General features: G+C 74.0%; 28 protein-coding genes. 16 read left to right on the forward strand and 12 right to left on the reverse strand.

What is annotated here, in order from left to right:
• Positions 1 to 382: 382 nt before the first annotated feature.
• From VKK44_RS27550 to VKK44_RS27580, 7 genes are all read right to left on the reverse strand, one after another.
• On the reverse strand, positions 383 to 2,284 hold the full coding sequence (locus VKK44_RS27550) for an EAL domain-containing protein (protein WP_343444090.1): 1,902 nt from the start codon (positions 2,282 to 2,284) through the stop codon (positions 383 to 385).
• Positions 2,271 to 2,894 carry an RNA polymerase sigma factor gene (locus VKK44_RS27555; protein ID WP_343444091.1) on the reverse strand — a complete coding sequence of 208 codons (624 nt, stop codon included), beginning with the start codon at positions 2,892 to 2,894 and terminating at the stop codon, positions 2,271 to 2,273. Before VKK44_RS27555 ends, VKK44_RS27550 begins: the two co-directional genes overlap by 14 nt.
• Positions 2,891 to 3,184, reverse strand: coding sequence for a hypothetical protein (locus tag VKK44_RS27560; RefSeq protein ID WP_343444092.1), 294 nt, complete (start codon positions 3,182 to 3,184; stop codon positions 2,891 to 2,893). Before VKK44_RS27560 ends, VKK44_RS27555 begins: the two co-directional genes overlap by 4 nt.
• 197 nt (positions 3,185 to 3,381) lie before the next feature.
• A complete protein-coding gene (locus VKK44_RS27565) occupies positions 3,382 to 6,603 on the reverse strand; it encodes a helicase HerA domain-containing protein (RefSeq protein WP_343444093.1) in 3,222 nt (1,073 codons plus the stop codon).
• The gene (locus VKK44_RS27570) at positions 6,603 to 7,244 is read right to left on the reverse strand and encodes a hypothetical protein (RefSeq protein ID WP_343444094.1); all 642 of its coding nucleotides are present in this window, start codon (positions 7,242 to 7,244) and stop codon (positions 6,603 to 6,605) included. Before VKK44_RS27570 ends, VKK44_RS27565 begins: the two co-directional genes overlap by 1 nt.
• Positions 7,231 to 8,202, reverse strand: coding sequence for an endonuclease domain-containing protein (locus tag VKK44_RS27575; protein ID WP_343444095.1), 972 nt, complete (start codon positions 8,200 to 8,202; stop codon positions 7,231 to 7,233). Before VKK44_RS27575 ends, VKK44_RS27570 begins: the two co-directional genes overlap by 14 nt.
• A 246-nt stretch (positions 8,203 to 8,448) precedes the next feature.
• Positions 8,449 to 8,934, reverse strand: a complete 486-nt coding sequence (locus VKK44_RS27580; RefSeq protein WP_343444096.1) for a carboxymuconolactone decarboxylase family protein — start codon at positions 8,932 to 8,934, stop codon at positions 8,449 to 8,451.
• Positions 8,935 to 9,101: 167 nt separating this feature from the next.
• Between VKK44_RS27580 and VKK44_RS27585 the strand changes: the two genes are divergently transcribed.
• On the forward strand, positions 9,102 to 10,001 hold the full coding sequence (locus VKK44_RS27585) for an RNA polymerase sigma-70 factor (RefSeq protein WP_343444097.1): 900 nt from the start codon (positions 9,102 to 9,104) through the stop codon (positions 9,999 to 10,001).
• Complete coding sequence (locus VKK44_RS27590) at positions 9,998 to 10,291, forward strand: hypothetical protein (protein WP_343444098.1); 294 nt, start codon at positions 9,998 to 10,000, stop codon at positions 10,289 to 10,291. Before VKK44_RS27585 ends, VKK44_RS27590 begins: the two co-directional genes overlap by 4 nt.
• A gap of 3 nt (positions 10,292 to 10,294) precedes the next feature.
• Here the strand turns inward: VKK44_RS27590 and VKK44_RS27595 are convergent, their stop codons facing one another.
• Positions 10,295 to 11,428, reverse strand: a complete 1,134-nt coding sequence (locus tag VKK44_RS27595; RefSeq protein WP_343444099.1) for an MFS transporter — start codon at positions 11,426 to 11,428, stop codon at positions 10,295 to 10,297.
• 228 nt (positions 11,429 to 11,656) lie between these two features.
• Positions 11,657 to 12,397, reverse strand: coding sequence for an SAM-dependent methyltransferase (locus VKK44_RS27600; protein WP_343447917.1), 741 nt, complete (start codon positions 12,395 to 12,397; stop codon positions 11,657 to 11,659).
• Between the two features lie 96 nt (positions 12,398 to 12,493).
• Between VKK44_RS27600 and VKK44_RS27605 the strand changes: the two genes are divergently transcribed.
• Positions 12,494 to 12,973 carry a hypothetical protein gene (locus VKK44_RS27605; protein ID WP_343444100.1) on the forward strand — a complete coding sequence of 160 codons (480 nt, stop codon included), beginning with the start codon at positions 12,494 to 12,496 and terminating at the stop codon, positions 12,971 to 12,973.
• On the opposite strand, the gene VKK44_RS31090 is transcribed toward VKK44_RS27605, so the two are convergent.
• Positions 12,876 to 13,250, reverse strand: coding sequence for a hypothetical protein (locus tag VKK44_RS31090; RefSeq protein ID WP_458351695.1), 375 nt, complete (start codon positions 13,248 to 13,250; stop codon positions 12,876 to 12,878). The genes VKK44_RS27605 and VKK44_RS31090 overlap by 98 nt on opposite strands.
• Before the next feature lie 32 nt (positions 13,251 to 13,282).
• The gene (locus VKK44_RS27610; RefSeq protein ID WP_343444101.1) at positions 13,283 to 14,065 is read right to left on the reverse strand and encodes a prepilin peptidase; all 783 of its coding nucleotides are present in this window, start codon (positions 14,063 to 14,065) and stop codon (positions 13,283 to 13,285) included.
• Between the two features lie 581 nt (positions 14,066 to 14,646).
• Here VKK44_RS27610 and VKK44_RS27615 point away from each other — a divergent pair.
• The 12 genes from VKK44_RS27615 (at position 14,647) to VKK44_RS27670 (ending at position 23,595) form a co-directional block, all read left to right on the forward strand.
• Positions 14,647 to 15,213, forward strand: coding sequence for a hypothetical protein (locus tag VKK44_RS27615; RefSeq protein ID WP_458351574.1), 567 nt, complete (start codon positions 14,647 to 14,649; stop codon positions 15,211 to 15,213).
• Positions 15,207 to 16,151, forward strand: a complete 945-nt coding sequence (locus tag VKK44_RS27620) for a hypothetical protein (RefSeq protein ID WP_343444102.1) — start codon at positions 15,207 to 15,209, stop codon at positions 16,149 to 16,151. The genes VKK44_RS27615 and VKK44_RS27620 overlap by 7 nt, the downstream gene beginning before the upstream one ends.
• Positions 16,148 to 16,813, forward strand: a complete 666-nt coding sequence (locus VKK44_RS27625) for an SAF domain-containing protein (RefSeq protein WP_343444103.1) — start codon at positions 16,148 to 16,150, stop codon at positions 16,811 to 16,813. The genes VKK44_RS27620 and VKK44_RS27625 overlap by 4 nt, the downstream gene beginning before the upstream one ends.
• Positions 16,813 to 17,637 (forward strand): ParA family protein, encoded by an 825-nt coding sequence (locus VKK44_RS27630; RefSeq protein WP_343444104.1) that lies wholly within the window; start codon positions 16,813 to 16,815, stop codon positions 17,635 to 17,637. Before VKK44_RS27625 ends, VKK44_RS27630 begins: the two co-directional genes overlap by 1 nt.
• A complete protein-coding gene (locus tag VKK44_RS27635) occupies positions 17,627 to 19,171 on the forward strand; it encodes a CpaF family protein (RefSeq protein ID WP_343444105.1) in 1,545 nt (514 codons plus the stop codon). Before VKK44_RS27630 ends, VKK44_RS27635 begins: the two co-directional genes overlap by 11 nt.
• Entirely contained in the window at positions 19,114 to 20,070 is a 957-nt protein-coding gene (locus VKK44_RS27640; protein WP_458351696.1) for a type II secretion system F family protein, read from the forward strand. Before VKK44_RS27635 ends, VKK44_RS27640 begins: the two co-directional genes overlap by 58 nt.
• Positions 20,070 to 20,933, forward strand: coding sequence for a type II secretion system F family protein (locus VKK44_RS27645; RefSeq protein ID WP_343444107.1), 864 nt, complete (start codon positions 20,070 to 20,072; stop codon positions 20,931 to 20,933). Before VKK44_RS27640 ends, VKK44_RS27645 begins: the two co-directional genes overlap by 1 nt.
• Positions 20,934 to 20,959: 26 nt before the next feature.
• Positions 20,960 to 21,175 carry a hypothetical protein gene (locus VKK44_RS27650; protein ID WP_343444108.1) on the forward strand — a complete coding sequence of 72 codons (216 nt, stop codon included), beginning with the start codon at positions 20,960 to 20,962 and terminating at the stop codon, positions 21,173 to 21,175.
• 74 nt (positions 21,176 to 21,249) lie between these two features.
• Positions 21,250 to 21,660, forward strand: coding sequence for a TadE/TadG family type IV pilus assembly protein (locus tag VKK44_RS27655; RefSeq protein ID WP_343447919.1), 411 nt, complete (start codon positions 21,250 to 21,252; stop codon positions 21,658 to 21,660).
• Positions 21,657 to 22,127 carry a TadE/TadG family type IV pilus assembly protein gene (locus VKK44_RS27660; RefSeq protein WP_343444109.1) on the forward strand — a complete coding sequence of 157 codons (471 nt, stop codon included), beginning with the start codon at positions 21,657 to 21,659 and terminating at the stop codon, positions 22,125 to 22,127. Before VKK44_RS27655 ends, VKK44_RS27660 begins: the two co-directional genes overlap by 4 nt.
• Positions 22,124 to 22,552, forward strand: a complete 429-nt coding sequence (locus VKK44_RS27665; RefSeq protein ID WP_343444110.1) for a hypothetical protein — start codon at positions 22,124 to 22,126, stop codon at positions 22,550 to 22,552. Before VKK44_RS27660 ends, VKK44_RS27665 begins: the two co-directional genes overlap by 4 nt.
• 14 nt (positions 22,553 to 22,566) lie before the next feature.
• Complete coding sequence (locus tag VKK44_RS27670; RefSeq protein ID WP_343444111.1) at positions 22,567 to 23,595, forward strand: LysM peptidoglycan-binding domain-containing protein; 1,029 nt, start codon at positions 22,567 to 22,569, stop codon at positions 23,593 to 23,595.
• Between the two features lie 29 nt (positions 23,596 to 23,624).
• On the opposite strand, the gene VKK44_RS27675 is transcribed toward VKK44_RS27670, so the two are convergent.
• On the reverse strand, positions 23,625 to 24,476 hold the full coding sequence (locus VKK44_RS27675; protein WP_343444112.1) for a Rieske (2Fe-2S) protein: 852 nt from the start codon (positions 24,474 to 24,476) through the stop codon (positions 23,625 to 23,627).
• A gap of 167 nt (positions 24,477 to 24,643) precedes the next feature.
• Between VKK44_RS27675 and VKK44_RS27680 the strand changes: the two genes are divergently transcribed.
• A complete protein-coding gene (locus VKK44_RS27680) occupies positions 24,644 to 25,408 on the forward strand; it encodes a crotonase/enoyl-CoA hydratase family protein (protein ID WP_343444113.1) in 765 nt (254 codons plus the stop codon).
• Position 25,409 lies beyond the last annotated feature (1 nt).

The raw sequence follows: 25,409 nt of genomic DNA on the forward strand, positions 1-25,409 counted from the left end.
GTGCACGGACCGCGCACCTGGCGGGGACACCACCGGGACGGTGGTGCGCGGTCCGGGTCACCGGCCCCGAAACTTCCGGAAAGCTACCGGTAACTCCACCGCAACATACTCGCGACATGTTGATCGGTCAACGTCAATGACCCCACCACCCCGCCCGACACAACCGCCGAAACTTCCAGTCCCCGAGTCGGCACCGCCGTCGTGGCGGGGAGTCCGTGCGGAGCCTCGGCACCGACGTCACCGCGACCGCCGAGCCGGGCTGGGACGCGGAGGCCGACGCCGCCGACCTCCAGGAGCAGGCGTCCGCCCTGATCCGGGACGGTGGCTCGGTCGTCGGGGGCGCTCCGGCCCGGGCCGCGGCTCGCACCGCGCCCGACGACGATCAGCCGAGCGCGGTGCACTGCGGCGGGAACCGCAGTTCCAGTTCGACCGTCTGCGCCTCCTGCCGGCTGACGGTTATCGGCTCGGGTCGTCCGGTCCGGTAGCCCTGCGCGAAGTCGACCCCGAGGTCCCGCAGCAGCTCGATGGTCTGCTCGTCCTGGACGTACTCGGCGGCGACCCGGATGCCGAGCGCTTCACAGAGCTTGACCAGCATGGACACCAGGGCCTGACTGGCCGGCGACCGGCAGAGGTCGACGATGAACGTCCCGTCGATCTTGACCAGGTCCACCGGGAGTTGTTTCAAATGGGTGAGCGTGCTGTAGCCGGTGCCGAAGTCGTCCAGTGCCAGGTGGCAGCCGGCTGCTCTGATCCCTGTCGCGAAGGCCAGCGCCTCGTTCCGGTTCTCGATGAGGGCGGTCTCGGTGATCTCGAACGTCAGGCACTCCGGCTTGACGCCGTGCCTGTCGATCGCCCCGGTCACGAAGGCGAGCAGCCCCGGGTCGGCGAGCGACCTGCCGGAGATGTTGACCTGGTAGTGGGAGGTCTGGGCGCCCCGGCCGATCAACTCCAGGGCGTGGTCGACGACCCACTTGTCCACCGTGAGGATCTCCCCGACCCGCTCGGCCATGTCGAGAAAGGCCCAGGGTGCGACCGGCTCACCGGTGTCGCTCCGCACCCGCAGCAGAATCTCGTGGCGGGTGACCTGGTTGAGCTGGAGATCGACGATGGGCTGCGCATAGAGGGCGAACCTGTCGGCCGAGACCACGCGACGGATCCGGTCGCGGCATCGTTCCATCCGCTCCCTCTCCTCGACCGGCTGGTCGAGGACGGCGACGGCGGTGCCGTTCCGGCGCGCGTCACGGGCCGCGTTCTCGCCGTCGATGAGCAGGTCGAACCCGGTGGCGGGCACGTCGCTGCCGAAGTGCACCACCCCGGCCGAGACGCTGAGCCGCAACGGCTTCTGCCGCACGCTGAACAGGTGGTTCCGGAACGTGTCGACGATCCTGCCCGCCAGGCTCTCCGCGGTCTCCGGATACTCGTCGGCCGGGGCGAGGAGCACGCCCCACGAGCCGGAGCCCACCAGTCCACCGGTCATCCTCTCCCCGACGACCGTGCGGAGAACGCGGGCGACCTCCGCCGTCACCTGGTCGCGGTCCTCGTCGGTGAGCGGGTCGGGCAGCCGGTTGGCGGGCTCGGTCGCCACGACGACGAGCGCTCCGCCGGTCTTGCGACGCGCCCGGTCGACCTCGTCGATCACGAAATCGCGGGTCGGCAGTCCGGTGAGGACGTCCGGCACCGCCAGGTCGGCGCTGAGCATCCGGCTGCGGACCGCGAGCCGCCGACGCTCCTGCCGGGCGAGTTCCAGCGCGGTGACATCCTCCCCGGTCGCGATGATCCCCGACGGACCGTCCTCGGCGGTGAGGATTTCGAGGTGGCAGTGCACGTGGCGGATGCGGCCCCCCGGCTGGACCACCCGGAAACCGACCTCGCCGGGGCCGCTCCGCTCCCACACCGCCCGGACCGCCCCGCGGACCCGTCGGACGTCACTCGGATGGACGAATGCGAAGAGCGTCTCGGGCGTGAGTCGCCATGTTCCCGGCGCGTGCCCGAAGATCATCGCCATGTCGTCCGACCAGAAGAGCCGTCCCGGGCGACCGGGTCGGGCGGCCGTCCAGGTGATCGTGCCCAGCTTCGACAGCTCGGCGACGCGCGCCACGCTGGCCGCCTCGTCGACCTCCCCGGTCATCGGGTCGACGAGATCGGTGTCGACCATGATCTCGTAGCCCTCGGTGAGCGAGAGGTCGTAGCGGCTCTGCACGGTGCGCGCGACGCGGCGGGCGCGGGCCAGTTCCAACGGGCTGGGCCTGGTCTGGGCCAACGCCAGGATGTCATCGAGATCCACGGCTTTCCCCCTGACGCCGGCGGCCGTCCGAACGGGTGAAGCCGGCCTTCTCGGCCAGCTCACCAAGACCTCTCTTGGCAGCGGCCTTGTAGCAGCGGACGCTGTTCTCGGTCAGCCCGAGGATGCGGGAGATCTCCCGGTTGGAGAAGCCCTCCCGGTGCATCTGGAACACCTCGGCGTGCCGGGCCGGAAGCTGGAGCAGCCAGCTCCGCAACGTCTCCTGCGCCTCCCACTCGTCCGCGATGTCGGAGTGCGGCGCCGGCGGCAGGTCCTCCGGCGCCACCGCGGCTTCCCGCTGACGCCGTTCACGGTCCTTCAAGATGTGGAACCGGGCCGTGCACACGATCCAGCCGATCGGCCGGACATGCTCCCGCAGGTTGGGCCACTTGTCCCGCGCGCGCAGGTACGCGTCGTGCAGCGCATCCGCCACCAGCTCGCGGTCCCACCACACCGATCGCAGAATCCGCTCCACGCTGTGGTAGGAGTCCTCGACGAAGGCGGCGAACTCCTGGTCGTGCTCGGCCTTCAGACGAGCGCCCTCCGCCTTGCGCGCGTCCGCACTGCCGGCCGCATCCGGCGTTCGGGCGGCGGTCCCCTCGATGTCGCTCACGCCGCCTCCCGGGTGGGGTCGGACTTCGGCAGGTCGCGACCGCCCAGTTCCACCTCGCGATGCCCGTCGCGATCACGCTCCACGATCCGCACCAGGTCGTGGTCGGCCTCCGCGAGCCGGATCAGCCAGGTCACCCGGGCTGTCGTACGTGTTGTCGCCTCGCGTTCCTCGTGTAACCGCGCCCGGTATGCCACCCAGGCCCGCACCAAGCCTCCCACCACTCCGGCGACGGCTACGGTCACGGCCATCACCTGGTAGCCGGTGAGCGGTTCCGCCAGCGCTTCGTTCATCGTTCCCCCTTGGCCCCTTCGGTTCGCCAATTACTATCCGTGGCGGGGCGCGAATGTAGACAGCTCAGCGTCCACAATGTTCGGGGAGATCAATGATCAGCACCTTGACCTGCCCATAGAGCATAAAGTCACGCGGTAAGGACCCTCCGCGAGCGGCGGAGTCAACCACCGCCACATGACTCTCAGCGATAATTTGGTCACCGTGGATCGCGAGCTCGATCCAGCACCTCATCGACGGTGAGCGGGCTGCGCGGGTGGTGGCTCAACGACAGCGGCGTCCGGATCTTCCGCGGCGCGGCGCCCTCGGCGGCGAGATAGAACTCGCCCACCGTCAGACGGGAGATGTCCGGCACGTCCCCGCCCTTGGCCCGGGCCATCTCGCGCGCCGCCTCGATCTGGATCGGGCTGTTCATCAGGCCGTACAACTGGGTCGCCGCGTTGCCGGGGATGCGGTTGTGCAGCCCCTTCGGCGCCTGCGTCGCGAAGATCAACCCGAGCCCGTACTTCCGGGCCTGGGCGGCCAGCGCCAGCGTGCTCTGGGTGCAGGCGGTCATCGCCCCGGACGGGGCGAACGTCTGCGCCTCGTCCATGACGAGCAGCCCCAGCAGCGGCCGGTCACCGGCCGGGTGCTTCTTGATCCAGGCGAAGAGCGCCATCTGGAGCTGGTTGACGAAGCTCTGGCGGACGTCGTCGGACGGCAGGCCCACCAGGCTGACGACCGAGACTCGGGCCCGCTTGCCGGCGGCGGGGGTGAGCAGCACACCGGGGTCCATCGGCGTGCCCTCGCCGCCGAAGAGCGGGTCGTTCACCATGGCGGCGGTCAGCGTCTGGGCGAGACTGAGACCGATCTTGTCGGCGTCCTCCAGGTCGATGATCCCGTCCGGCAGGTCGGCCAACGTGTCGACGAGGCCCTTCAGCCGGGACCCGCCGCGCCGGCCGTAGTGCTCGACGGCCTTGCGCAGCACCGCCAGCCCCAGGTGCGCCCGGGTGGCCCGGCCGGTGACCAGGGCGCGTGGCGCGAGCGCCGCGACGGCCGCCTCGACGGCCTCGCCGAACTCGTCCGGATCGTCGCGCACGCTGGTGAAGTCGGGCAGCGGCTGAAAGCTCAGCGGGCGGCCCGAGCTGCGGCGCGGCGTCCAGACCAGCACGTCGGTGTGGGCCAGATAGTCCGCCGCCCGGGCCGCGTCGCCCGGCCGCCACCCCGGGGGCGGCTCGGGCCATGACTCACCGAGCCGGGCGAGGTCGTTGTTGGGGTCGAGCACGATGGCGGAGACGCCGGCGAGGGCGCACTCCTCCACGATGCGACGGATGAGCACGGTCTTCCCCGACCCCGAGCCGGCGAAGATCGTGGCGTGCTTCCGGAGCGCTTCGAGGGCCAGCGGGACCGGCGTGCCGTCGTCGTACCCGTGGCCGACGACGAAGGCCGGCTCGGTCGCGGCCGAGGGCTCGGTTCCGACCTCGGACGGGGTGATCGCCGACGCCGGCGGCTCGGGTGGTGCCGGCTCGGTCACCGGGGCCGGACCGGTCGCCTGCCCGGCCGACGCGGGTTCCGGGGTCGGCCCGGCAGCCGCCGTCCAGCCGTCGACGTCCGCCAGCGCCTGCCGCAGGAACGTCAGCTCCCGGGTCGGTCGCCGTTCCGCCAGCCAGCCCCGCAGGTCCATGGTGGTTTCGGCGAGCATCACCCGCAACGCCGAGAGGGTCCGCAGGTCCTCGTCGTCCAGGCCGATCGTCCGGCCGCCCGCGGCGTGGCACGCGTCGAGCGTCTTCCGGGTGGCCGCGCTGGTCGACCAGTCGCGGTTACGCAGCAGGAACAGTTTGCGTTTCGCCAGCCCGGTGTCGAGAGCCGACGCCACGCACGCCTTGCGCAGCCGAGCCAGCGCCGCGTTGCCGTGGTGGTTGTCGCTGATCGCCCGGAAACACCAGTGCACCTGGTCCTCGGTGTGCTCGTTCAGCGTCAGCCGCAGCCGGGCGTGCAGCGGCGGGTCCGTACTCGGCGGCGGATCGACGCTGAACGCCGCCCCGGCGTCACCCCGTTCCAGGATCCAGGCGGTGAGCCCGGCGGTCAGCAGTGCCGGCATCGTCCGGTCCTCCGACGTCCGCTCGCGCGGCGCGACGAGATCGGCAGCCGCCCGCAGCTCGGCGAAGCGGGCGTCGTAGCGCTCCGTCTCCTCGGTGGTGGCGGTCGCCGGAGTGGGCCGGGGCACCCGGGGGTGCGCGGCGGGCGGCTCGCCGAGGCCGGTCATCTCCCGGACCTCGTCGTCCGCGAGGCAGGCCCGGATGTGCCCGTCGATCTCGATCAGCAACTGCCGCGGGGTGAACGACCCGGCACCGGCGAAGGCGTGCGGGGACACCGGCCATGAGGGGTACGGCGGGGAGAACCCGACCCCCTGGTAGCGCAGCGTGAACCGCTTCTCGATGATCGCCCGGCCCAGGTCGGCGTCGTCGATGCGGCGCAGCATCGGCGTCTCCCGGAACCGGTCGGCCACGGTGTCGGCGGCGGTGGACCGGATGATGGTCCACGAGTTCGGGATGCAGGCGAGCACGGTCAGCGTGCGCCGCGTCGTCTGGCGCAGCGACATCAGGCCGTCCGCCATCCGGGCCAGCATCAGCGCCTGCTCCGGGCTCATCGCGGCGCCCACCACCGCCGGGTCGCTCTGGATCGCCAACTGGGCGATCAGCGTGTCGATCTGGTCGATCGCCACCACGGACGGGCCGGTGAGCGCCAGCAGCCAGGACAGGTCCTGCACGATCTGCTGGGCCGGGCGCGGCACCCGGCGCATCCCCCAGGCCGCGCGTTCACCGGGCGCCATCTCCTCGCCGGAGAGGAAGTAGTTCTCCGCGACGTCGCGGTGGGAGATGTCCTCGGAGGCGCTCAGCGCGAGCGCCCGCGCCGTCTCCTGGCAGGTACGGGCCGCGTGCCGGTCGAAGTCGCCCAACCCTTCCAGGAACGCGTCGAGTGCGGCGCGGGTGAGTTCGGTGTCGCCCATCACCGCCCGTCGAGCCGTCCGGGGTGCGCCCACGAGCGCCGACAGCCGCCGCAGCAGCAGCTTGAGCTGCGTTTCCGGACTGCCGGGCACCGGCCGGGCCAGGCCGTCCAGCATCGCGGCGAGCACCCCGTCCCAGAAACTCTCGGCGTCGAGCAGGCCGACCAGGAAGAAGTAGCCACCCCGCTGCTGCACCTGCTCGCGGATCACGCCCAGCAGGTGGGTCTTGCCGGACCCCCGCTGACCGCGGACGACCAGACCGAGCGGGCTGCCGTGCGGGTTCGACGCGGCCTCGTCCACGCCGGCGAGGACCTCCCGGACGACCGGGAGGTGCAGGCCGTCCACGTGGAAGGGCAGCGGTCGCCACACGTCGTCGGGCACCGGCGCCCAGTCGAACCGCAGGGCGGCCAGTGCGGTCCGTTCCGCCTCGTCCATCACACGCCGATCGCCAGCAGGTGGTTCTCCTGCCCGCCGAGTCGCAGCGCCGCCGCGATGTCCGCCTCGGTGAGCGTCTTCTGGTTCGACTCCGGCGCGATGGTCACGCCGTCGCTCCGGCTGAGCCGGCGCAGCGACTCGTCCAGGTGTTCCCGGGGCACGTCGGCGAAGAACGGGCGCAGCCGGCGCAGGCTCACCCAGGCCCCCGGCTCGTCGGCGAGCGCCCGGTAGGCGCTGACGACGCGCGCCTCCATCGACCCGGCCGGCCCGGCCGCCGGAGCGCGTACGTCGGTCAGGGCGAACAGCTCGGCCAGCGTGGCGCAGCCACTACGCGCCAGGACGCGTTCGCGCAGGTTGGTCTGGAGGGCGGCCAGCGCGGCACCGAGCGCGGACGCGCCGCGCAGCGTGAAGTCGAGGTCGGTCTGCATGCGTACCCAGCCCTTGTCGTCGAGCTGGAGGGCGTACGTCGATCCGCTCCGGCGGCTGGCGATGTAGTGCAGGCGGGTGAGCTTGTCCCGCTGCGGCTTGCGTACGTCGAGCTGGTAGCGGTCGCGGAGTTCGGTGTTCAACACCTCCCGCGCCTCGGCCATGAGCACGACGAGGATCGCGCTCTCGGATGCGGTCAGCTCATCGCCGGCCATGATGCCGTCCTTCCGCCATGTCCCGGCGACGGGCCCGCAGATACGTACCGATCTGCTGGACCACGGCGCCGACGTCGTGGATCACCCGGGCGTTCGTGAAGCGCAGGACCGCGTAGCCGTCCAGTTGGAGCTGGACGTCGCGCTGCCGGTCGGCCTCGAAGTGGACCGGACGGCAGTGCTCCGGCCCGTCGATCTCCACCACGCACCGTTCGTCCGGCCACAGTAGATCGAGTCGCACCGGCGTGGCCAAACCGTGGGACCGGTAGTTCTGGTTCCACCGGCGGCCGGCGGCCCAGCTCTCGGCGGCGAGCGCCGCCTCCAGCCGCTTCTCGACGTCGCTGCCCGGATGCGGCTTTCCCACCGCCGGGCCACCGGAAAGTGGGGCGCGCGGCAGCGCGATCCGGAACTCCGGCAGCTCGTCCGGCCCGGCCGCGCCGGCCCCCACCAGCCAGACGGCCGGACCGCCGTGCTGCACGAGCCAGGCGGCCCCGGCCGCGACCACCGCGCCGTCGCCGCCGGCCGGTTCGACGAGCAGCACCACCCGCCGCCGACCGAACGCGCCGGCGACGAGGCGGGCCAGCGCCGCTGCCCGGATACGCACCGGAAGCGGCATGGTGGCGGCCCGTCGACCGGTCACCGCGTAGACGGCCAGGTCGGGCAGGAACGAGCCGGGAAACCGCTCGCGGCGGGCCCGCGCGGTGGCCGCGACCCGTACCGCCGCCAGCCCGGACGTGTCGGGGCGGAGTCCGTCCGCGATCTCGGGCAGCCAGGCCGGCAGCAGCTCGACGGCGACCTGTTCGAGCCGGTCCAGCGCGGCGTGCACGACGTCCGCCGGCATCGCGGGTCGGACGGCCGGACGGTGGACCACGGCGGCCAGGTCCGGATGGTCGTGGGCGATCAGCATGGCCAGCGCGTCGGTGTCCGCGTCGGGCAGGGCGACGACGCGGTCGGACGGCACGTCGGCGAGGCTCCGGTTCGACAGCAGCGCGAACCCCTCCCCACCGTCGACCGAGACGTCCCGGACCAGGGTACGAATCCGCTTCGGACCGCGCCAGGCTGTCGTGGTGACCGCAAACCGACAGCGCCCCGGGCCCCCTCTCTGCTTGCCGGGAACGGCGGATCGAGCAGGAGTGCCTCCGGGCGTGGCAGTCGACGGCCCGGCCCGGCCCGGAGACGATCCCGGACCGGGCCGATCCCCCGTCGGTCAGCCCAGCGCGGCGGCGAACATGCCGGCCTCGTACGAGCCACCCGGCTGGTGTGCGATCACCGCGAACCGGTTCGCCGCGTTGATCAACCCGACCTGGCAGACCAGCGCCGCGACCTGGTCGTCGTCGTAGTGCTTGCGCACCTGCGCCCACGTCTCGTCGGAGACCCCCTGGTGGGCGTCGGCGAGCCGGGTGCCCTCCTCGGCGAACGCCAGCGCGGCGCGTTCGGCCTCGGTGAAGACGGTCGACTCGCGCCAGGCGGCGACCAGGTGCAGCCGGACCGCGCTCTCCCCGGCGGCGGTGGCCTCCTTGGTGTGCATGTCGATGCACCAGCCGCAGCCGTTGATCTGGCTGGCCCGCAGCGACACCAGCTCCTGGACGGAGTGCGGCAGCGACGATCGCTGGATCACCAGGCCCGCGTTGGCGAACCGCTTGAAGAAGTTCGCGGAGATCGGGTTCTCGAACAGGTTGAATCGGGTCTCCATGGTTCTGCCTCTCCGGTGGTGTGGCGTTCGGTCGTCCACGAGATGCCGGCGGCGGGGCCGGCGTGACACCGTGGTCGGGTGACGCCCACCACAGCGGCGCGGTGTCACAGCGGGCCGGTGGCCGGCGTCTGGTGGGGGAACGCAGCCGAGCAGTGGAGGAGCCAGCCATGGCGGACCCGGCCACCGAGGAGTTCCTCGCCCACCGGAACCTGCTCTTCACGGTCGCGTACGAGATGCTCGGCTCGGCCGCCGACGCCGAGGACGTGCTCCAGGAGACCTGGCTGCGGTGGTCCGGCGTCGACCTCGACGAGATCCGGGACCGGCGCGCCTACCTGGTACGGATCACCACCCGCCAGGCGCTGTCCCGGCTACGCGCGCTCGGCCGGCGCAAGGAGTCGTACGTCGGGTCGTGGCTGCCCGAGCCGCTGCTGACCGCGCCCGACGTGGCCGACGACGTGGCGCTGGCCGACAGCGTCTCGATGGCGGTGCTGCTGGTGCTGGAGACGCTCACGCCGACCGAGCGGGCCGTGTTCGTGCTGCGTGAGGTGTTCGACGTCGGGTACGACGAGATCGCCGAGACGGTCGAGAAGACGCCGGCCGCGGTGCGGCAGATCGCGCACCGGGCGCGCGCCCACGTGGCGGCACGCCGACCCCGCCGTGCCGTCTCCGCGGCCGAGACCCGGGATGCGCTCGACGCGTTCCGGCGGGCGGTCGAAACCGGCGACCTCCGCTCGTTGCTCGCCGTGCTCGCCGAGGACGTCGTGCTGGTCGGTGACGGCGGTGGGATCAAGCAGGCGATCCCGCGTCCGGTCACCGGCGCCGACAAGGTGGCCCGCCTGCTGGCCGGCGGCTGGCGTCGGGTCGCCGGGGCGGCGTCGATGGCGCCGGCACAGGTGAACGGCTACCCGGCGTTGCTCGTGCGGCTCGACGGCGAGCTGGACACGGTCGTGGCGGTACGCCTCGACGACAGCCGGATCACCGGGCTCTACGCGGTGCGCAACCCGGAGAAGCTGTCGGGCATGACCCGGGAGACGACGCTGAGCCGCCGTGCGACGATGCCCGGATGAGCAGCGACGCCCCGCCCGACGTCAGCGCCCTCGCCATCAACGTGACGGTCCCGGACGCGCTGCGCTGGACGGACACCCGGCGCGGCGAGGAGTTCACGCTGACCACGCTCAACATCCGGCTGCTGCCGGACGGCCGGCTCGCCGCGAAGGCGTACGGCCGGCCCACGGCGGGTGGGCGCGGCGCGTACGTGTCGTTCCGGGTGCCGGACCGGCCGGAGCTGGCCGCGCTGGTGGCGGCGGCGGCCGACCGCGCGGCCACGCTCTGGGCCGCCCACCGCGGCCTCGACTGAGCGTCACGCCGGACGGTTCCGCTCCGCCCGGCGCACCACCTCCGGCGTCACCAGTCCCACCACCAGGAACACGCCGCCGAGCAGCAGCCAGCCGGGCGCACCCCAGGTGATGCAGCACAACGCGAGCACGGTCGGCGCCACCACGTTCGCCAGGCCGGCGCCGAACCCGAACAGACCCATGTACTGCCCCTGCGCGTGCGCCGGGGCCAGGCTGAAGCGCAACTCCATCGAGCCGGCGGTGTGCCACAGTTCGCCGACGGTGTGCACGCAGACGCCGAGCCCGATGCCGGCGACGGCGAGCCAGGTGGGCAGCGTGGCGGTCGCGGCGACGACCGCCATCCCGGCGAGGAAGGCGACCCCGGCCCGGCGTACGGCCCGACCGGCCGCGTCGCTGCTGTCCACGCCCCGGCTCGCCCGGACCTGGAGCAGCACCACGAGCGCGGTGTTGACCAGGGCGGTCGCGCCGACCAGCCAGCGGGGCGCGTCGGTGTGCCCGACGATCCACAGCGGCAGCGCGAAGAGCAGCACCTGGTGGTGGACCGACATGACGCCGTCCAGCACGGTGACGGCCACGTACCCCCGGTCGCGCAGGACCGCCCAACGGTTGGTGCGGGGCGGCGCGGGCACCGGCGGCAGCGCCGGCAGGGCGGCGACCACGCTCGCGGCGGCGACGAAGCTGAGCGCGTTCGCCAGCACCAGCGCCAGGTAGGCCGGGCGACTGTCGAACTGCACGGCGAACCCGGTCGCGATCGCGGCGCAACTGCCGGCCAGATTGGCGACCGAGCGCAGGTACGCGCGATATCTCGTCAGGTCGTCGCCGCCGATTCCGCGGACGAGCGGTCCCCGCGCCGCGCCCCCGGCGGACCGGGCCAGTTCACCGACGCAGAGCGCCACCAGGACCAACCAGAAACTGCGGACGACAAGCAGCGCGCCCATCGCCGCGCCTTGGACCAGCAGCATGCCGAGGTAGACCTCCCGCGGCCCGCGCCGGTCGGCGAGATGCCCCACCGGTACGCCGGCGAGCAGGCCGGTGGCGGCGGCGACGCCCATGCCGAGGCCGACCTGGGCCAGCGGCAGACCGACCACGCGGGTGAAGAACAGCGCGGCGGTGACCATGAAGACACCGCTGCCGATCATGTTGACGAACGTCGCCAGCGCGAGAATGCGCTGTGGTCGCGTTTCCGGAACGATTCCCCGCCGGACCAGTGGCGGAATTCGCTTTTCGATTGTGGGCACAGTGGACACCGGTGACCTCCCCGTCAGATCAGCTCGGCGAATCTAACGAGGATTTCCGCCCGATCTGATCGGTTCGTCGGCCGATACCGCAGATGCCCGATGCTTGCTAACTTGGATGTCGTCGGGAGGTCAGCGGCGCACACCCACCCCGCCGTAGCCGTGCGACACGGCAGCCCGCGGCTCGCCGTCCGGCCGCCAGTCGGCCAGCCGGACCAGACCGGGCTCGACCAGGTCGTACCCGTCGAGGAAGCGAGCCACGTCGGCGTGGGTGCGGGGCACCAGCGGCGCGCTGCTGCGCCGGTAGACCTCGGTGCCGGCGCGCGCGGGCAGCGGCGGCGCGCCGTCCAGCGTCAGGTGCGACAACGCGAGCAGGCTGCCGGGCGCGGTGGCGTCGCGCAGCCGGGCCACGGCCGTCCACGGGTCGTCCTCGTCGGGCACGAAGTGCAGCACCGCGACCAGCAGCAGCGCCACCGGCTCGGTGAGGTCGAGCGTGGCACGCAGCGTCGGGTCGGCCAGCAGCTCGTCGGGCCGCCGCAGGTCACCGCGGACCACCACGGTGCGACCGCCGTCGGTGGGCAGCAACCGCCGGGCGTACGCGACAGCCACCTCGTCGGTGTCCACGTAGACCACCCGGGCGTCCGGGTGCACCGCGCGGACCACCTCGTGCACGTTGCCCTGGGTGGGCAGCCCGGCGCCGACGTCGAGGAACTGGCGTACGCCCCGCTCGGCCGCCCAGCGCACGGCCCGGCGCAGGAAGGCGCGGTTGGTCTGGGCCGCCACGCCGGTGTCCGGAAAGATCTTGAGGATCTCCTCCGCGGCGGCCCGGTCGGCCGCGAAGTTGTGGCATCCGCCCAGGTAGTAGTCGTACATCCGGGCGACGTTGGGTCGCGTTTCAGCCTCCGTCACGCCCTGATGTGTAGCACCCTGGGCGACGAACCGCTGACCCGTTGTTCCCAGGAGGTACCGATGACCGACCGGCGGCAGACCGTGGAGGTCGACCCGGTGCTGTTCCGCGCCGTCTACGACTCGCCCGCCGCACTGCCGGGGCGGCATCGGTGGATGACCCCGGAGTCGGACGTACGCCGGTTGGAGCGGCTGCTGAACATTCCGGCGCACAGCATCGGCGCGCCGCTGTGGGTCAGCGGCGACGAGCCCGACTGTCCGAAGTGCGGACGCCGGGTGACCTGGTACGACATCGTCTCGTCGGCGCTGCACGGGGTGCACGACACGGCGATGATCGCGCGGGTGGTGCTCGGCGAGCGGAAGTACGTCAACACCGAGGTGCCGGACGCCGTGCCCGGTGTCCACTGTGCCGACTGCCGCACCCCGATCACGGGGCTGCGCAGCTTCAAGTGCCACAACTGGGCGTACGCGTTCGAGGCGCTGGAGAAGGTTGTCGAGCGGATGTCCGGCGTGCCGGCCCAGCCGCCGCCCAGCACCCCGTGACGCGCCCGCCCCACCTGCGGGCGGGGCGGCGGCCGGGCGGGGAGGCGGGCTCGGGGCCGGCGTCGGGCACCGGCGGCATCGGCCGGCTCACCGGCTCGGGGCCGGTCACGCGGAGCTGCTCGCCGCCCTCGGGGTAGCTCAGTTCGTGCTGCTCGTGGAACCCGTTGAGGTGGCTGCCCGGCATCTCGTACGGCTCGCCCTCGTCGAGCGTGGCCCGCCAGCCCACCCAGCCGTTCGCCAGCGCGAAGACCGACCCGGTCTCGTCGAGCCGGCCCATGGCGCCGGCGCGCGCACGTCGATGGTGGCCGGTCACCCGCCTCCGGTGACGAGCACCAGCGTGGCGGCGGTGCCGAGGATGAGGAACGGCCCGAACGGCAGGTGGCTGCTCCAGCGGACCCGCCGGGCGGCGAGCAGCACCAGCCCGGCCAGCGCGGCCAGGGTGACCGCGAGCACCAGCCCGGCCACCAGGACCGGCCAGCCGTACCAGCCGAGCAGCGCGCCCGCGCCCAGGGCCAGCTTGGCGTCGCCGAGGCCGAAACCGCGCCGGCCGAACAGCACGGTGGTGGCCGCGAAGCCGGCGGCGAGTGCCAGCCCCGCCGCGACGGCCCGCACCCAGGGCGCGGGACCGGGCCCGGCCAGCGCGGCCACCCCGAGCAGCGCCGCGGTGCCGGCGGCGGCCGGCCAGGTCAGCCGGTCGGGCAGCCGGTGCGCCGCGGCGTCCACCAGCGCCATCGGCACCGCCCAGGCGAGCCACCAGGCCAGCGCCAGGCGCGCGCCGGGCGACCCGCCGGCCAGCGCCAGCACCGCGACCGCGACTCCGAGCGCCACCTCCGCCACCACCGGCGGCGCGCCGATCCGCGTCCGGCAGCCCGGGCAGCGAGCCGCCGGCCCGAGTGCCGGCAGCGGCCGGTCCAGCCCGATCGGCGTGCCGCAGGCGTCGCACGCCGTCCGGTCCGGGCGGTCCGGCGGTACGGCGTAGCGGGCCACCGCCAGCCGGACCGGCGGCCCGACCGCGAGGATGGCCAACAGCCGGACGAGCGGGCGGCGGGTGACGGCCGGCGGGTCGGGGTGGCGGACCCGTTCGGTGGTCATGCCGGGTCCCCCGTCCGGTCGCCGGTGGTTCCGCTGCGGAGCACGCAGAGTGACGGCACGTTGATCGGCGTGTGGCGGATGGCGCGGAAAATGGCGTCCGGCGGGCCCCCGGCGCGGCCGGTGCCGGCGACGCGTGGCGGGCGTGGCCGGCCGGCGGGACGGATCGGACGAGCGGGGTGCACCCCACCCATACCGGCGGGGCGGCGGGCGGCCGGCGCGGGCGGGTGGACGGGTGCGGGTGAGCGCACACCGACTGTCGGGGAGGCCGGGAAGGACCCGCTCGTCACCGTCCGGAACACCACCGGCCGCCACCACCCGTCTTCACTCAACGTGTTCACGTGAATTGCCTCTGTTGCATCGGCGGACGTCAGCCTATGCTCGCCCCTTGGGTACGACGCAACCCCCGCTCAATGCGCGTCGGAGGCCGACCGGAGACATCAGTTCCACATTTGACGAAGATCAGCACAGGTAAATGCACACGGTGGCGGTCGAGGTCCGGTCCGACAGATCCGGGCGCACTTCCGCATGCCCCGGAGCGCTCCGCGCGACCGCACCGGGCCGGCACCGAGGAGGGCTCGGCGTTGCGCACATGGCAATCCCGCCGATGGGAAAGCTGCCTGCTCAGCCTCGTGCTGGCGGCCGGCGCAGCCGGCTGCGGCACCGGGCCCGAGGCGGCTACCGAACCGCTGACCGGCCGCGCCGCCGCGCCCGCCGCCCATTCCACCGCCGAGGAGAAGGCGGCCGAAGAAGCGGCACTCACCGCCTATTCCGGCTATCTCGCCGCGTCCCGGACGGCGAGCGCCCGCAGCGATCCCGGCCATCCCGCCCTCGGCCGTTTTCTGGCCGACCCGCTGCTGACCCAGGTTCGGTTGGCAATTCGTGACGCGAAGGAGCACGGCGCGATGCGTACCGGAAAACTGGTTTCCACCCCCACGGTGGTCTCGGTCGACCTGGCCGCCGAAACGCCCACCGTCGAGATCCAGGACTGCCTGGACGCGACCGGCTACCGGCTGGTCTACGCCAAGGACGGCAAGCCGGTGCCCGGCACCCGGAGCGGACGGTATCTCGCCACCGCGACCGCGGCCCGCTACCCGGACGGCCGGTGGCTGATCAACTCCGGTGTCGCGCACCAGGACCAGCCGTGCTGACCTGGGGAGGAGGCGGCGTCCCGGCCCGCCGGGCCGGGACGCCCCGCCGGTGGTTCGTCGCCGGGCTGGCGGCCCTGCTGACGCTTACCGGCGCGCCCGCGCGGGCCGCCGACCCGGGCGGATCCTGCCCGCCCGAACAGACCAACTGCGACGTCTGGGACGACGACCCGGGCGTCCCGGGCGGTGGCGGCGGGCCGGGCGGCGGCGGCAACGACGGCGGCGGCAGCGGCAGCGGCGGAGGCACCGCGAAGTGCCAATGGAACGGCCAGGTCGTCAAGTGCTACGACGACGTGATGGGCTGGTTCAACAACAGCGACGGCTGCTACTACAAGCTGGCCGAGCCCCAACTCCCCGCGCCCGACGGCAAGCAGTGGTACACCGCCAGTTGCGTCGGCGGCGCCACCGGCCAGCAGGGCAACGTGCTGCTCGACGCGCCGCCCGGCGGCTTCGGCACCCCGCCCGACCCGGAGGAGCTGGCCCGGCGCGCGCTGGCCTCGATCTCGCTGCTGCCGCCCCGGGCGGCGGTCGCGCCGAGGCGCAGCAAGGGGCCGGGGCTGGTCGGGCTGCCGGTCTGGATGTGGGCCAGCCCCGGCAACTCGTACTTCGGGCCGCTGAGCGCCTCCGCCTCGGAGCGGGGCCTCACCGTCTCGATCAACGCGAAGGTGGACCGGATCGTCTGGCACATGGCCGACGACCTCGACGTCGAGTGCCACGGGCCGGGCACGCCCTACAACTCCAGCGGGCCGCACGCCGGCGCCCCCTCGCCCGACTGCGGCCTTCCCAACGGCTACCCGAAGGCCGGCACGTACCAGGTCTACGCCACCACGTTCTGGACCGTCACATGGTCCGGCGGCGGAGAGCGCGGCGTGATCGACCAGAGCCGGGTCAGCGGCGTCATCCCGGTGCAGATCAACGAACTCCAGGTGGTGACCCGATGAGTGTTGTGGCGGCCCGGAACGGGACCCCGGTCGAGGCGCCGGTGGCGCCGCCCAAGGTGGTCCGGCAGCGGCGCATCCGGCCCGGCCTGCTCGGCCTGGCCATCCTGCTGATCGCGCTCGGCGGGCTGGGCGCGGCGTTCGCGGTCACCTCGGTCCGGTCCACCGGCAGCTACCTCGCGGTGGCCCGGCCGGTCGAGGTCGGCCAGCAGCTCACCGCCGACGACCTGGTGCCGGTCCGCGTCTCCGGCGGACGCGAGCTGCGGCCGGTGCCGGCCGACCGGATGAAGGAACTGCTCGGCCTGCGCGCCGCCGTGCGGCTCACCCCCGGCACGCTGCTCACCCCGGCCCAACTCACCGACGCCCCGCTGCTCGGACCCGGCCAGCAGCAGATCGCCCTGGGGCTGGCGGCCGACCAGGTGCCCGCCCGCGAACTGCACCCCGGCGACAAGGTGCTGCTGGTCAGCACGCCGACCGCCGGCACCAGCGGCTCCGACACGGCCCGGGGCGGCGGCACCCGGTTCACGGCCACCGTGATCGACACCGCCACGCCGGAGAACGGCGACGTGGTGGTCTACCTGGCGCTGGCCGTCCGGGACGTGCCGGCGGTGGTGGTGCTGGCCGCGGACGACCGGATCGCGCTCGTGCTCACCGAGGCGGCCTGATGGCGATCATCGCCCTGGTCTCGGCGAAGGGTTCGCCCGGCGTCACCACCACCGCGCTGGCCGCCGCGCTGAGCTGGCACCGCCGGCTCGTGCTGGCCGAGTGCGACCCGGCGGGCGGCTCGATCCTCGCCGGCTACCTGGGCGGGGCGCTCGACGGCCCGCGCGGCATCGGCGAGCTGGCCGTCGGCGAGCTGCGCGACGGCAGCCTGGAGAGCACGTTCTGGTCCCAGCTCGTCGACCTGGACGCGCCCCGCCGCGAGCGGCTGCTGCTGCCCGGCGTGGTCGACCCGGCCCAGGCCGGCAGCGTGGTCCCGCTCTGGCAGCGCTTCGCCGACTACTTCACCGGGCTGGAACGCGGCGTGCCCCCCTACGACGTGCTGGTCGACTGCGGTCGGCTGGCGGTCGGCGGTCCACCGTGGCCGCTGCTGCGGGCCGCCGCGGTGGTGCTGCTGGTCACCCGCGCGCACCTGCCCGACCTCTCCGCCACCCGGGCCACGGTCCGGGCGATCGAACGGGACCTCACCGAGCACCGCGTCCCCCCGGGCAACCTGCGCCTGCTGGTGGTCGGCGACGGGCACGGCACCAGCGAGATCAGCAAGGCGCTGCGGCTGCCGGTGATCGCCCGGCTGCCGCACGACCCGCGTACCGCCGAGGTGCTCGGCCGCGGCGGCACCGTACGCGCCAACCGGCCGCTCATGCGCGCGGCCGGCGCGCTGGAGGTGCCGGTCCGGGCGCTGCTGGACCGGCGACGGGCCCGGCTGTCCTGGCCCGGCGTGACGGCCACGCCAGCGGTGAGCGCGCCGGGGGTGCCCGGTGCGGTTTGAGCCGGTCTCGCACGACCCGCGCGGGCAGCAACCCGGTGTCGTCTCCACGGTCCCGCCGCTGGCGCCGCCGAACGGACGGCACCATGTGGCCGGCCCGGCCCTCCCCGCCGCGCCGCCGGCGCCACCGCCCCGCCCCCGGGTCGACTTCGCGGTCGTCCGCGAGCTGCGCCGGGAACTGAGCGAGCGGCTCACCCACTGGCAGCGCGGGCGGGAGTTCGACGCCGACGCCGAGGAGGTCGAGCGGGCCCGGCTGGCCGTCGCGGTGGTGTCCGCGTACGCCGACTCGGTGCGCCGGGCCGGCACGCCGATGCCCGCCGACGCGGAACGGATGCTGCTCGACCAGGTGACCGCCGAGTTGGTCGGGCTGGGCCGGCTCCAGACGCTGCTGGTCGACGACACCATCGAGGAGGTGCACATCCTCGGCTGCGACCAGGTGCGCATCACCCGGCACGGCGGCGGCGTCGACTGGGCCGAGCCGATCGCCGAGACGGACGACGAACTGGTGGAGATCCTCCAGGCGGCGGCCCGTCGGGCCGGCGCCACCGAGCGGTCGCTCTCCACCTCCAAGCCCACGCTCGACCTGCAACTGCCCGACGGCAGCCGGCTCGCCGCGGTCTTCCTGGTCAGCCACCGCCCGTACGCGGTGATCCGCAAGCACAACACGCTGGACGTGAGCCTGGAGGACATCGCCGGCGGCCGGCCCGACCTGGACGAGATGATCGACCCGCTGCTGCGCGACTTCCTCCGCGCGTCCATGCGGGCCGGGCTGAACATCATGGTCGCCGGGCTGGCCGGGGCCGGCAAGACCACTGTCATCCGGGCGCTGATGGACGACATCCCGGCCGACGAGCCGTACGTGCTGCTGGAGGAGAGCCGGGAACTGCTGCCGGCCCGGCGCGGGCACAAGCACCGGGCGGTGATGAGCTTCGAGTCCCGGGAGGGGCACGGCGAACGCGGCGCGGACGGGCGACCGGCCGGTGAGGTGAGCATCGCCGACCTGATCCCGGTGTCGCTGCGGATGGGCGTGCTGCGGATCATCGTCGGCGAGGTGCGGTCCCGGGAGATCGTGCCGATGCTCCAGGCGATGACCACCAGCCGCGGGTCGATGTGCACCATCCACGCCCGTACCCCGGCCGGGGTGAGCGAACGGATCATCGAGCTGGCGCTCTCCCACGGCCGGGAGATGACCGTCGACCAGGCCCGCCGGATGGCCGGCAACGCGCTCGACCTGATCGTCTACGTCACGGTCGAGGACGAGACCGCGATCGGTGGCCGCAAGCACCGCTTCGTCTCGCACGTCGAGGAGGTCATCGGCGTCGGCGAGGGCAACCGGATCACCACCACCACGGTCTTCGGTCCCGGGCCGGACGGCCGGGCGGTCCCCCGCCACCTGCCGGAGCGGATCCGCGACCAACTGCTGCGCGTCGGCTACGACTCGCGCCTGCTCACCCGGTTCGTGGAGGCCGGCGTCGGCGCCTGGCGGCGGCCCCGGCACACCCACCTCGGGCGGCGGCCGAACGGGGGGCCGGCGTGACGCAGATCGAGCTGGTCGCGCTGGTCTCCGGCGCCGCCTGCGTGGCCGGGCTGGTGCTGGCCGTGGTCGCGCTGGTCGGCACCCGCCGGCCACCGGGGTCGACGCCGGGCAGCGCCGGGCCGGGCCTGAGCCGGCTCTGGACCGGCGCCGGGACCGGTCGCGCCGACCAGCGACGCCACCAGCTCCTGCTGGGCGGTGCGGTGGCCGCCGGCGCGCTGGCGTTCCTGCTCACCGGGCTGCCGGTGGTGGGCCTGCTGGTGGCGCTCGCGGTGCCCGGCGTGCCGTGGCTGTTCGCGGTCGGCCGGGCCGAACAACGGGCCATCGCCCGGGTCGAGGCGGTCGGCGAGTGGACCCGCCGCCTGAAGGACATCTCGGCCACCGGGCAGGGGCTCCAGCAGGCCATCGTCGGCACCATCACCACCGCGCCGGAGGAGATCCAGGAGGAGGTACGCACGCTGGCCGCCCGCCTCCAGGCCGGCTGGTCGGCCAGGTCCGCGCTGCTCGCCTTCGCCGACGAGATCGCCGACCCGGTAGCCGACCAGGTGGTGGCCGCGCTGATCCTGCACCTCACCGACCGGGGCGAGCGCCTCGGCGACGTGCTCCGCTCGATCGCCGGCGCCGCCTCCGCCGAGGTCGCCACCCGGCGCGAGGTGGAGGCGAAGCGGACCCAGCCCCGGTTCGCGGTCCGCTTCCTCACCGGCATGACGCTCGCCACGCTGGCGTACGGGCTGGTGAACAGCGACTACATCCGCCCCTACGGAACGGTCACCGGGCAGCTCGTGATGGCGGTGCTCGGCGCGGCCTTCATCGGCCTGCTGGTCTGGGTGCGCTCGATGAGCCAGCCGCCGCGTCCGGCGCGCTTCCTGCCGGCGCCCGACCCGGAGGAGGCGATCGCATAGTGGTCATCAACTGGCAGCTCGCGGCGGCGGTGCTGGGCGGGTCGGCGGTCGGGCTCGGTCTCTTCCTCGTGGTCCGCGAGGCGCTGCCGGCCACCCCGGCGCTCGGCCCGGCGCTGCGCCGGCTGCACCAGCCGCCCGGTCAGGCCCCGACGGCCGGCGCGGGGCCGGACTGGCTCGGCGGTTTCGCCCGCTGGCTGCGCCCGCCGACCCGGCAGCTCGCGCTGCTCGACCGGACCCCGGAGCAGTACGCCCTGTCGGTGCTGCTCTCCGCGCTGATCGGGTTCGCCACGCCGGCGGTCCTCTCGGCCGTGCTCTTCCTGGGCGGGGTGTCCGTGCCGGTGGCCGTGCCGGTGCTGGCCAGCCTCGGCCTGGCGCTGCTCGCCGGCCTGGTCGCGCACCGCTCGGTGCTCGACAAGGCCAACGCCGCCCGGGACGAGTTCCGGCAGGCGGTCTGCACCTACCTCGACCTGGTGGCGTTGCAGCTCTCCGCCGCGCACGGCCCGGTGCAGTCGCTGGAACGCGCGGCAGCGGTCTGCGACGGCTGGGTCTTCGACCGGATCCGGGAGGCGCTGCGGCTCGCCCAGCTCCAGATGCACTCGCCGTGGGACGAGTTGCAGGACCTGGCCGACCGGATCGGCATCCCGGAGCTGGGCGACGTGGGCGCCATCATGCGCTCCTCCGGCAGTGAGGGCGCGCAGGTGCACGAGACGTTGCGGTCCCGCGCCGACTCGCTGCGCGACCAGATCCGCACCGACAACCTGACCCGGGCCGAGGGGGTGACCAGCAAGTTGGACATCCCCGGTTCGCTGCTGGTCTTCGTCCTGCTCGGCTTCGCCGTCTATCCGTTCCTCGCCCGCCTGTGAACCCCACCCCGAGAAGGAGCACCGTCATGCAACTGTTCAGCACCTACGTCTACGCGGCGGTCCGGAGTCGCCTCGCCGAGCTGCGCCACCAGGCCGAGCGCGGCGACAGCCCGGTACCGACCGCCGTCATCATCTTCGGTCTGGTCGCGGTGGCGGTCGTGGTCACCGGGCTCGCGCTGACCAAGGCGCGGGACTGGATGACCAGCATCCCGGACCACAAGGACCCGGTGGTGACCAAGTGACCTCCCGCCCCGCCCGTAGGGTCCGGAGCCGGCCGGCACCCGCCGGCCGCCCCGGTCCGCGCGGTCCGGGGCGGATCGCCGCCGCCGTTCGCGCCCGCCTCGCCGCGGGCGGGCACGAACGGGGCGCCAACCCGGTCGAACTGGCCGTGATGATGCCGGCGATCCTGGTGCTGCTCTTCGGCTCGATCCAGGTCGGTGTCTGGTTCGTCGCCCGGTCCACGGCGCTCAACGCGGCACAGACCGGGGTGAACGCCCAACGCACGTACGACGCCGGACCTGATGCGGGGCGGGCCCAGGCGATCGCCTTCCTGCGCCGGTCCGGCGACTGGCTGGCCGGCTGGGACCGGGTCGGCCCGACCTGCGTGGAAACCGCCACCGACGTCACCTGCACCGTCCGGGGTCGCTCCCTGTCGGTCGTCCCGGGCGTCGACTTCGAGGTCACGCAGACCGCGCACGGCCCCGTCGAACGGTGGACCACGCGATGAGGCCGGCGCCCCGGGACCGCGGGTCCGTCTCGATCGAGGTGGCGGTGCTCGCCCCCGCGTTCATCGGGCTGATGGTGCTCGCCGGGGTGGCCGGCCGGACGGCCGTCGCCGACGAGGCGGTGGAGTCCGCCGCGCACGACGCCGCCCGGGCCGCCTCCCTGGCCCGCGACGCCCGCGACGGCGAGAAGGCCGCCGAGCAGGCGACCCGCAACCAGCTCAACTGGTCCGGCCTGCGCTGCACCGCCCCGCCGAGGTTGGGCCTGAGCGGGTCGGTGGCCGGGCAGGCGACCAGCTTCGCCGCCGCGTACCGGAGCGCGGCCGGCGTGCCGGCGACCGTCACGGTGACTGTCACCTGCACCGTCTCCTTCGAGGACCTGCGCGCGCCCGGGCTGCCGGGAGTGCCGGGCAGCAAGACGGTGACGGCGCGCTTCACCTCGCCGCTGGACACCTACCGGAGTCGCGGATGACCGGTCGACGGGGTGCGGAGAGCGGCCGGGTGAGCCTGTTCCTGGCCGTGGCGATGACCGGCGTGCTGGCCATCGTCAGCCTCGCCTACGACGGCGCCGGGCAGCTCCGCACGCTGCAACGCGCCGACAACCTGGCTGCCGAGGCGGCCCGCAGCGGCGGCCAGATGATCGACCGCGCGAGCGCCATCGAGGGCGGTCCGAAGCGGATCGACCAGGTCGCCGCCCGTGCGGCCGTCGCCGCCTACCTCCGCGCCGCGGGTGGGGTCGGTGGCCACGACGTCGACTTCCCCGTGGTCGGCCTCGAGACCCAGATCCGGGTACGCGTCCGGATCACCTACCGCCGGGACCTGATCGGGCTCTTCGGCGCGCAGAAGACCGCCACCGTCACCGGTGAGGCCACCGCTCGGGCGCTCACCGGACCGTAGGAAGGAAGGCCGCCATGGGTGCACCCCGACGCTCCGCCGTCCGCCGCGCCGGCCAGGTCCTCACCGGCCTCGGCGCCCTCGTCGTGCTCGTGGCGCTGCTGGCCGGCGGGCCGGTCGCGCTGCTGGCCTTCGCCGGCAACCCACTGCCCGACCACCTGCCCACGCTGGCCGAGGTGGGTACGGCGTTGACCAGCCGCGACGACGGGCAGCTCTTCCTGCGGGCGCTGGCCGTGGTGGGCTGGTTCGGCTGGGCCACGTTCGCGTTCTCGGTCGTGGTGGAACTGCTCGCGTCGGCGTTGCGCCGCCCCGCGCCGAAGCTGCCCGGCATGCACCGCCAGCAGCGGGCCGCCGCCGCGCTGGTCGGTTCCGTGGCGCTGATCCTGGCGGCGAGTCCGGCTGCCGCCAGCGCCGCGACGTTGGCCGCGCCGCAACCGGTGGTCGCCGCGCCGGCGGTCACCACGGCGTACACCGCACCGCAGGTGGCGACGCCGACGTCGGCCGCACCGGACGCCACCGGCCCGGCGGTGTACCGGGTGGCGAAGGGCGACTACCTGGGTGAGGTGGCCGACCGCTACCTGGACGACTTCGACCGCTACCGGGAACTGGCCCGGTTGAACCGGCTCGCCGACCCGGACCGGATCCGCCCCGGCCAGTTGCTCGAACTGCCCGGCGGCGCGGTGGACGAGGGTGCCCGCCGGCACGCGGCCGGCCGACTGGTGGTGACGCCGGCGAAGCCCGCCCCGGCGAAGCCCGGCGGGGATGGCGCGTCCCCGGCGGCACCGAAGCCGAAGCCGAAGCCCGCGCCGCACACGCCGGCGCGGGACACCACGCCCACGGTGGAGGCGCCGGACGGACCGCCGCCGGCCATGGCGGCGGGCGCGTCCCGGGCCACGGCCGAGGAGGGCATCAACCGCCCGTTGGCCATCTCGGCGGTGCTGGCGGTGGCCAGCATCGTGGGCGCCCAGATCGGCGCCGTGCTCGGGCTGCGCCGCCGGCCGGTGCCGGCCCGTGCGCTGGGCAGCGGACGGCACCGCCGCGACTGAGGTCGGTGAGGCGGCGCGGCCGGCCCGGATCAGGGCAGCCGGGCCTCGACCCGGCCGGAGACCACGCGGGTGGGCAGCACGATCTGGTCGTTGGCGGCCGGGCCGTGCACCACCTCGCCACCGTTGAGGCGGAACGCGCTGCCGTGCCACGGGCACACCACGCAGGCGTGGCCGTCGATCTGCTGCACCTCGCCCGCGCCGAGCGGGCCGCTCTGGTGCGGGCAGCGCTCCAGCATGACGGTGACGTCGTCGCCGTGCCGGTAGAGGATCACCGAGACGTCGTCGATCTCGCGGGTGACCAGCTCGCGCTGCGGCAGGCTGCTCAGGTCGCCCACCGGGTGCCAGCCGTCGCCGATCAGGTGCATCTCGGAGACGCTCTGGCTGACCTGGGCCCCCTGCTTGTAAGCGAGGTGCCCGCCCAGGTACGCGCCGCCGCTCGCCGCGGACAGCCCCAGGTAGGCCAGGGCCCGACCGAGCCCGTGCCGCCCGTTCAGCCGGGCCGCCAGCGACCCGGCGTAGAGCGTCAGGCCGACGATGTTGGCCCCGGCGTGCACCAGCCCGATCCGGCGCTGGTCGCGGGTGAGCGTCGCCCAGTCGTTCCACCCGGCGACCGCCGCCGGCAACGCGCTGACCGTGCCGAGCCCGACCAGCGCGGTGGCGGCCCGGCGCTGGCCGGGCAGCAGGTCCACCACGGCGGCGGAGATCCACGCGCCGACCGGGACCTGCACCATCGCGGGGTGCAGCGGATGGCCCAGCCAGACGCCGTGCAGCGCGTCCCGGACGCGTGATGAGCGCAGCGTGCCCTGCACGACGCGCTGGACCCGGTCGCTCACCCGGTCGAGAGCGGAGGCCTGTTCGAGCTTCGTCAGTAGTTGGCGCACCTGTTCCGACTTCCCGGCAGGGGGACCCCCAAACCGGACGCCGGACCTTCCGGCCCACACATTCCCCGAAAGAGTGCCCATTGTGTGCCGGATGGGCACTCTTTCCGGGAATCAGTGCGCCCGGTCGGGGCTGGCGGGTCCGGCGCCGTCGCGGGCATGCTGGGGCGATGGGGGTACGCGTCGAGCACGCCGACGGCGTGACCACGGTGATCCTGGACCGGCCGGAGGCCCGCAACGCGGTGGACGGGCCGACCGCCCGCGCACTGGCCGACGCGTTCCGCGCGTTCGACGCCGACCCGGACGCGGCGGTCGCCGTGCTCTGGGGCGCGGGCGGCACGTTCTGCTCGGGTGCCGACCTCAAGGCGATCGGCACGGCGCGCGGCAACCGGGTCGAGGCCGAGGGCGACGGCCCGATGGGCCCGACCCGGATGCGCCTGTCCAAGCCGGTCATCGCCGCGATCTCCGGGTACGCGGTGGCCGGCGGCCTGGAGCTGGCGCTCTGGTGTGATCTGCGGGTCGCCGAGTCGGACGCGACACTCGGCGTGTTCTGCCGGCGGTGGGGGGTGCCGCTGATCGACGGCGGGACGGTGCGGCTGCCCCGGCTGATCGGGGAGAGCCGGGCGATGGACCTGATCCTCACCGGCCGGCCGGTGCCGGCCGACGAGGCGTACGCGATGGGGTTGGTGAACCGGCTGGTCGCGCCCGGCACGGCCCGCGCGGAGGCCGAGCGGCTGGCCGCCGGGATCGCCCGGCACCCGCAGACCTGCCTGCGCAACGACCGGGCGGCGCTGCTCGACGGCGCCGGCCGGCCCGAGCCGGAGGCGCTCGCCGTGGAGCTGGCCCACGGCATGGAGTCGCTCGCGGTCGACGGGGTGCGCGGCGCCGGCCGGTTCGCCGCCGGTGCCGGCCGGCACGGTGCGCCGGCCGGCTGAG

The organism is Micromonospora sp. DSM 45708 (assembly GCF_039566955.1).
In the GTDB taxonomy this organism is placed as follows: domain Bacteria; phylum Actinomycetota; class Actinomycetes; order Mycobacteriales; family Micromonosporaceae; genus Micromonospora.

What these genes read in the sequence shown, in the direction of transcription:
- VKK44_RS27560 (WP_343444092.1), bottom strand. Translation starts at nt 3,184, where the DNA reads ATGAACGAAGCGCTGGCGGAACCGCTCACCGGCTACCAGGTGATGGCC.
- VKK44_RS27565 (WP_343444093.1), bottom strand. Translation starts at nt 6,603, where the DNA reads ATGGACGAGGCGGAACGGACCGCACTGGCCGCCCTGCGGTTCGACTGG.
- VKK44_RS27570 (WP_343444094.1), bottom strand. Translation starts at nt 7,244, where the DNA reads ATGGCCGGCGATGAGCTGACCGCATCCGAGAGCGCGATCCTCGTCGTG.
- VKK44_RS27580 (WP_343444096.1), bottom strand. Translation starts at nt 8,934, where the DNA reads ATGGAGACCCGATTCAACCTGTTCGAGAACCCGATCTCCGCGAACTTC.
- VKK44_RS27585 (WP_343444097.1), top strand. Translation starts at nt 9,102, where the DNA reads ATGGCGGACCCGGCCACCGAGGAGTTCCTCGCCCACCGGAACCTGCTC.
- VKK44_RS27590 (WP_343444098.1), top strand. Translation starts at nt 9,998, where the DNA reads ATGAGCAGCGACGCCCCGCCCGACGTCAGCGCCCTCGCCATCAACGTG.
- VKK44_RS27595 (WP_343444099.1), bottom strand. Translation starts at nt 11,428, where the DNA reads ATGATCGGCAGCGGTGTCTTCATGGTCACCGCCGCGCTGTTCTTCACC.
- VKK44_RS27600 (WP_343447917.1), bottom strand. Translation starts at nt 12,397, where the DNA reads ATGTACGACTACTACCTGGGCGGATGCCACAACTTCGCGGCCGACCGG.
- VKK44_RS27605 (WP_343444100.1), top strand. Translation starts at nt 12,494, where the DNA reads ATGACCGACCGGCGGCAGACCGTGGAGGTCGACCCGGTGCTGTTCCGC.
- VKK44_RS31090 (WP_458351695.1), bottom strand. Translation starts at nt 13,250, where the DNA reads ATGGGCCGGCTCGACGAGACCGGGTCGGTCTTCGCGCTGGCGAACGGC.
- VKK44_RS27610 (WP_343444101.1), bottom strand. Translation starts at nt 14,065, where the DNA reads ATGACCACCGAACGGGTCCGCCACCCCGACCCGCCGGCCGTCACCCGC.
- VKK44_RS27625 (WP_343444103.1), top strand. Translation starts at nt 16,148, where the DNA reads ATGAGTGTTGTGGCGGCCCGGAACGGGACCCCGGTCGAGGCGCCGGTG.
- VKK44_RS27630 (WP_343444104.1), top strand. Translation starts at nt 16,813, where the DNA reads ATGGCGATCATCGCCCTGGTCTCGGCGAAGGGTTCGCCCGGCGTCACC.
- VKK44_RS27650 (WP_343444108.1), top strand. Translation starts at nt 20,960, where the DNA reads ATGCAACTGTTCAGCACCTACGTCTACGCGGCGGTCCGGAGTCGCCTC.
- VKK44_RS27660 (WP_343444109.1), top strand. Translation starts at nt 21,657, where the DNA reads ATGAGGCCGGCGCCCCGGGACCGCGGGTCCGTCTCGATCGAGGTGGCG.
- VKK44_RS27665 (WP_343444110.1), top strand. Translation starts at nt 22,124, where the DNA reads ATGACCGGTCGACGGGGTGCGGAGAGCGGCCGGGTGAGCCTGTTCCTG.
- VKK44_RS27670 (WP_343444111.1), top strand. Translation starts at nt 22,567, where the DNA reads ATGGGTGCACCCCGACGCTCCGCCGTCCGCCGCGCCGGCCAGGTCCTC.
- VKK44_RS27680 (WP_343444113.1), top strand. Translation starts at nt 24,644, where the DNA reads ATGGGGGTACGCGTCGAGCACGCCGACGGCGTGACCACGGTGATCCTG.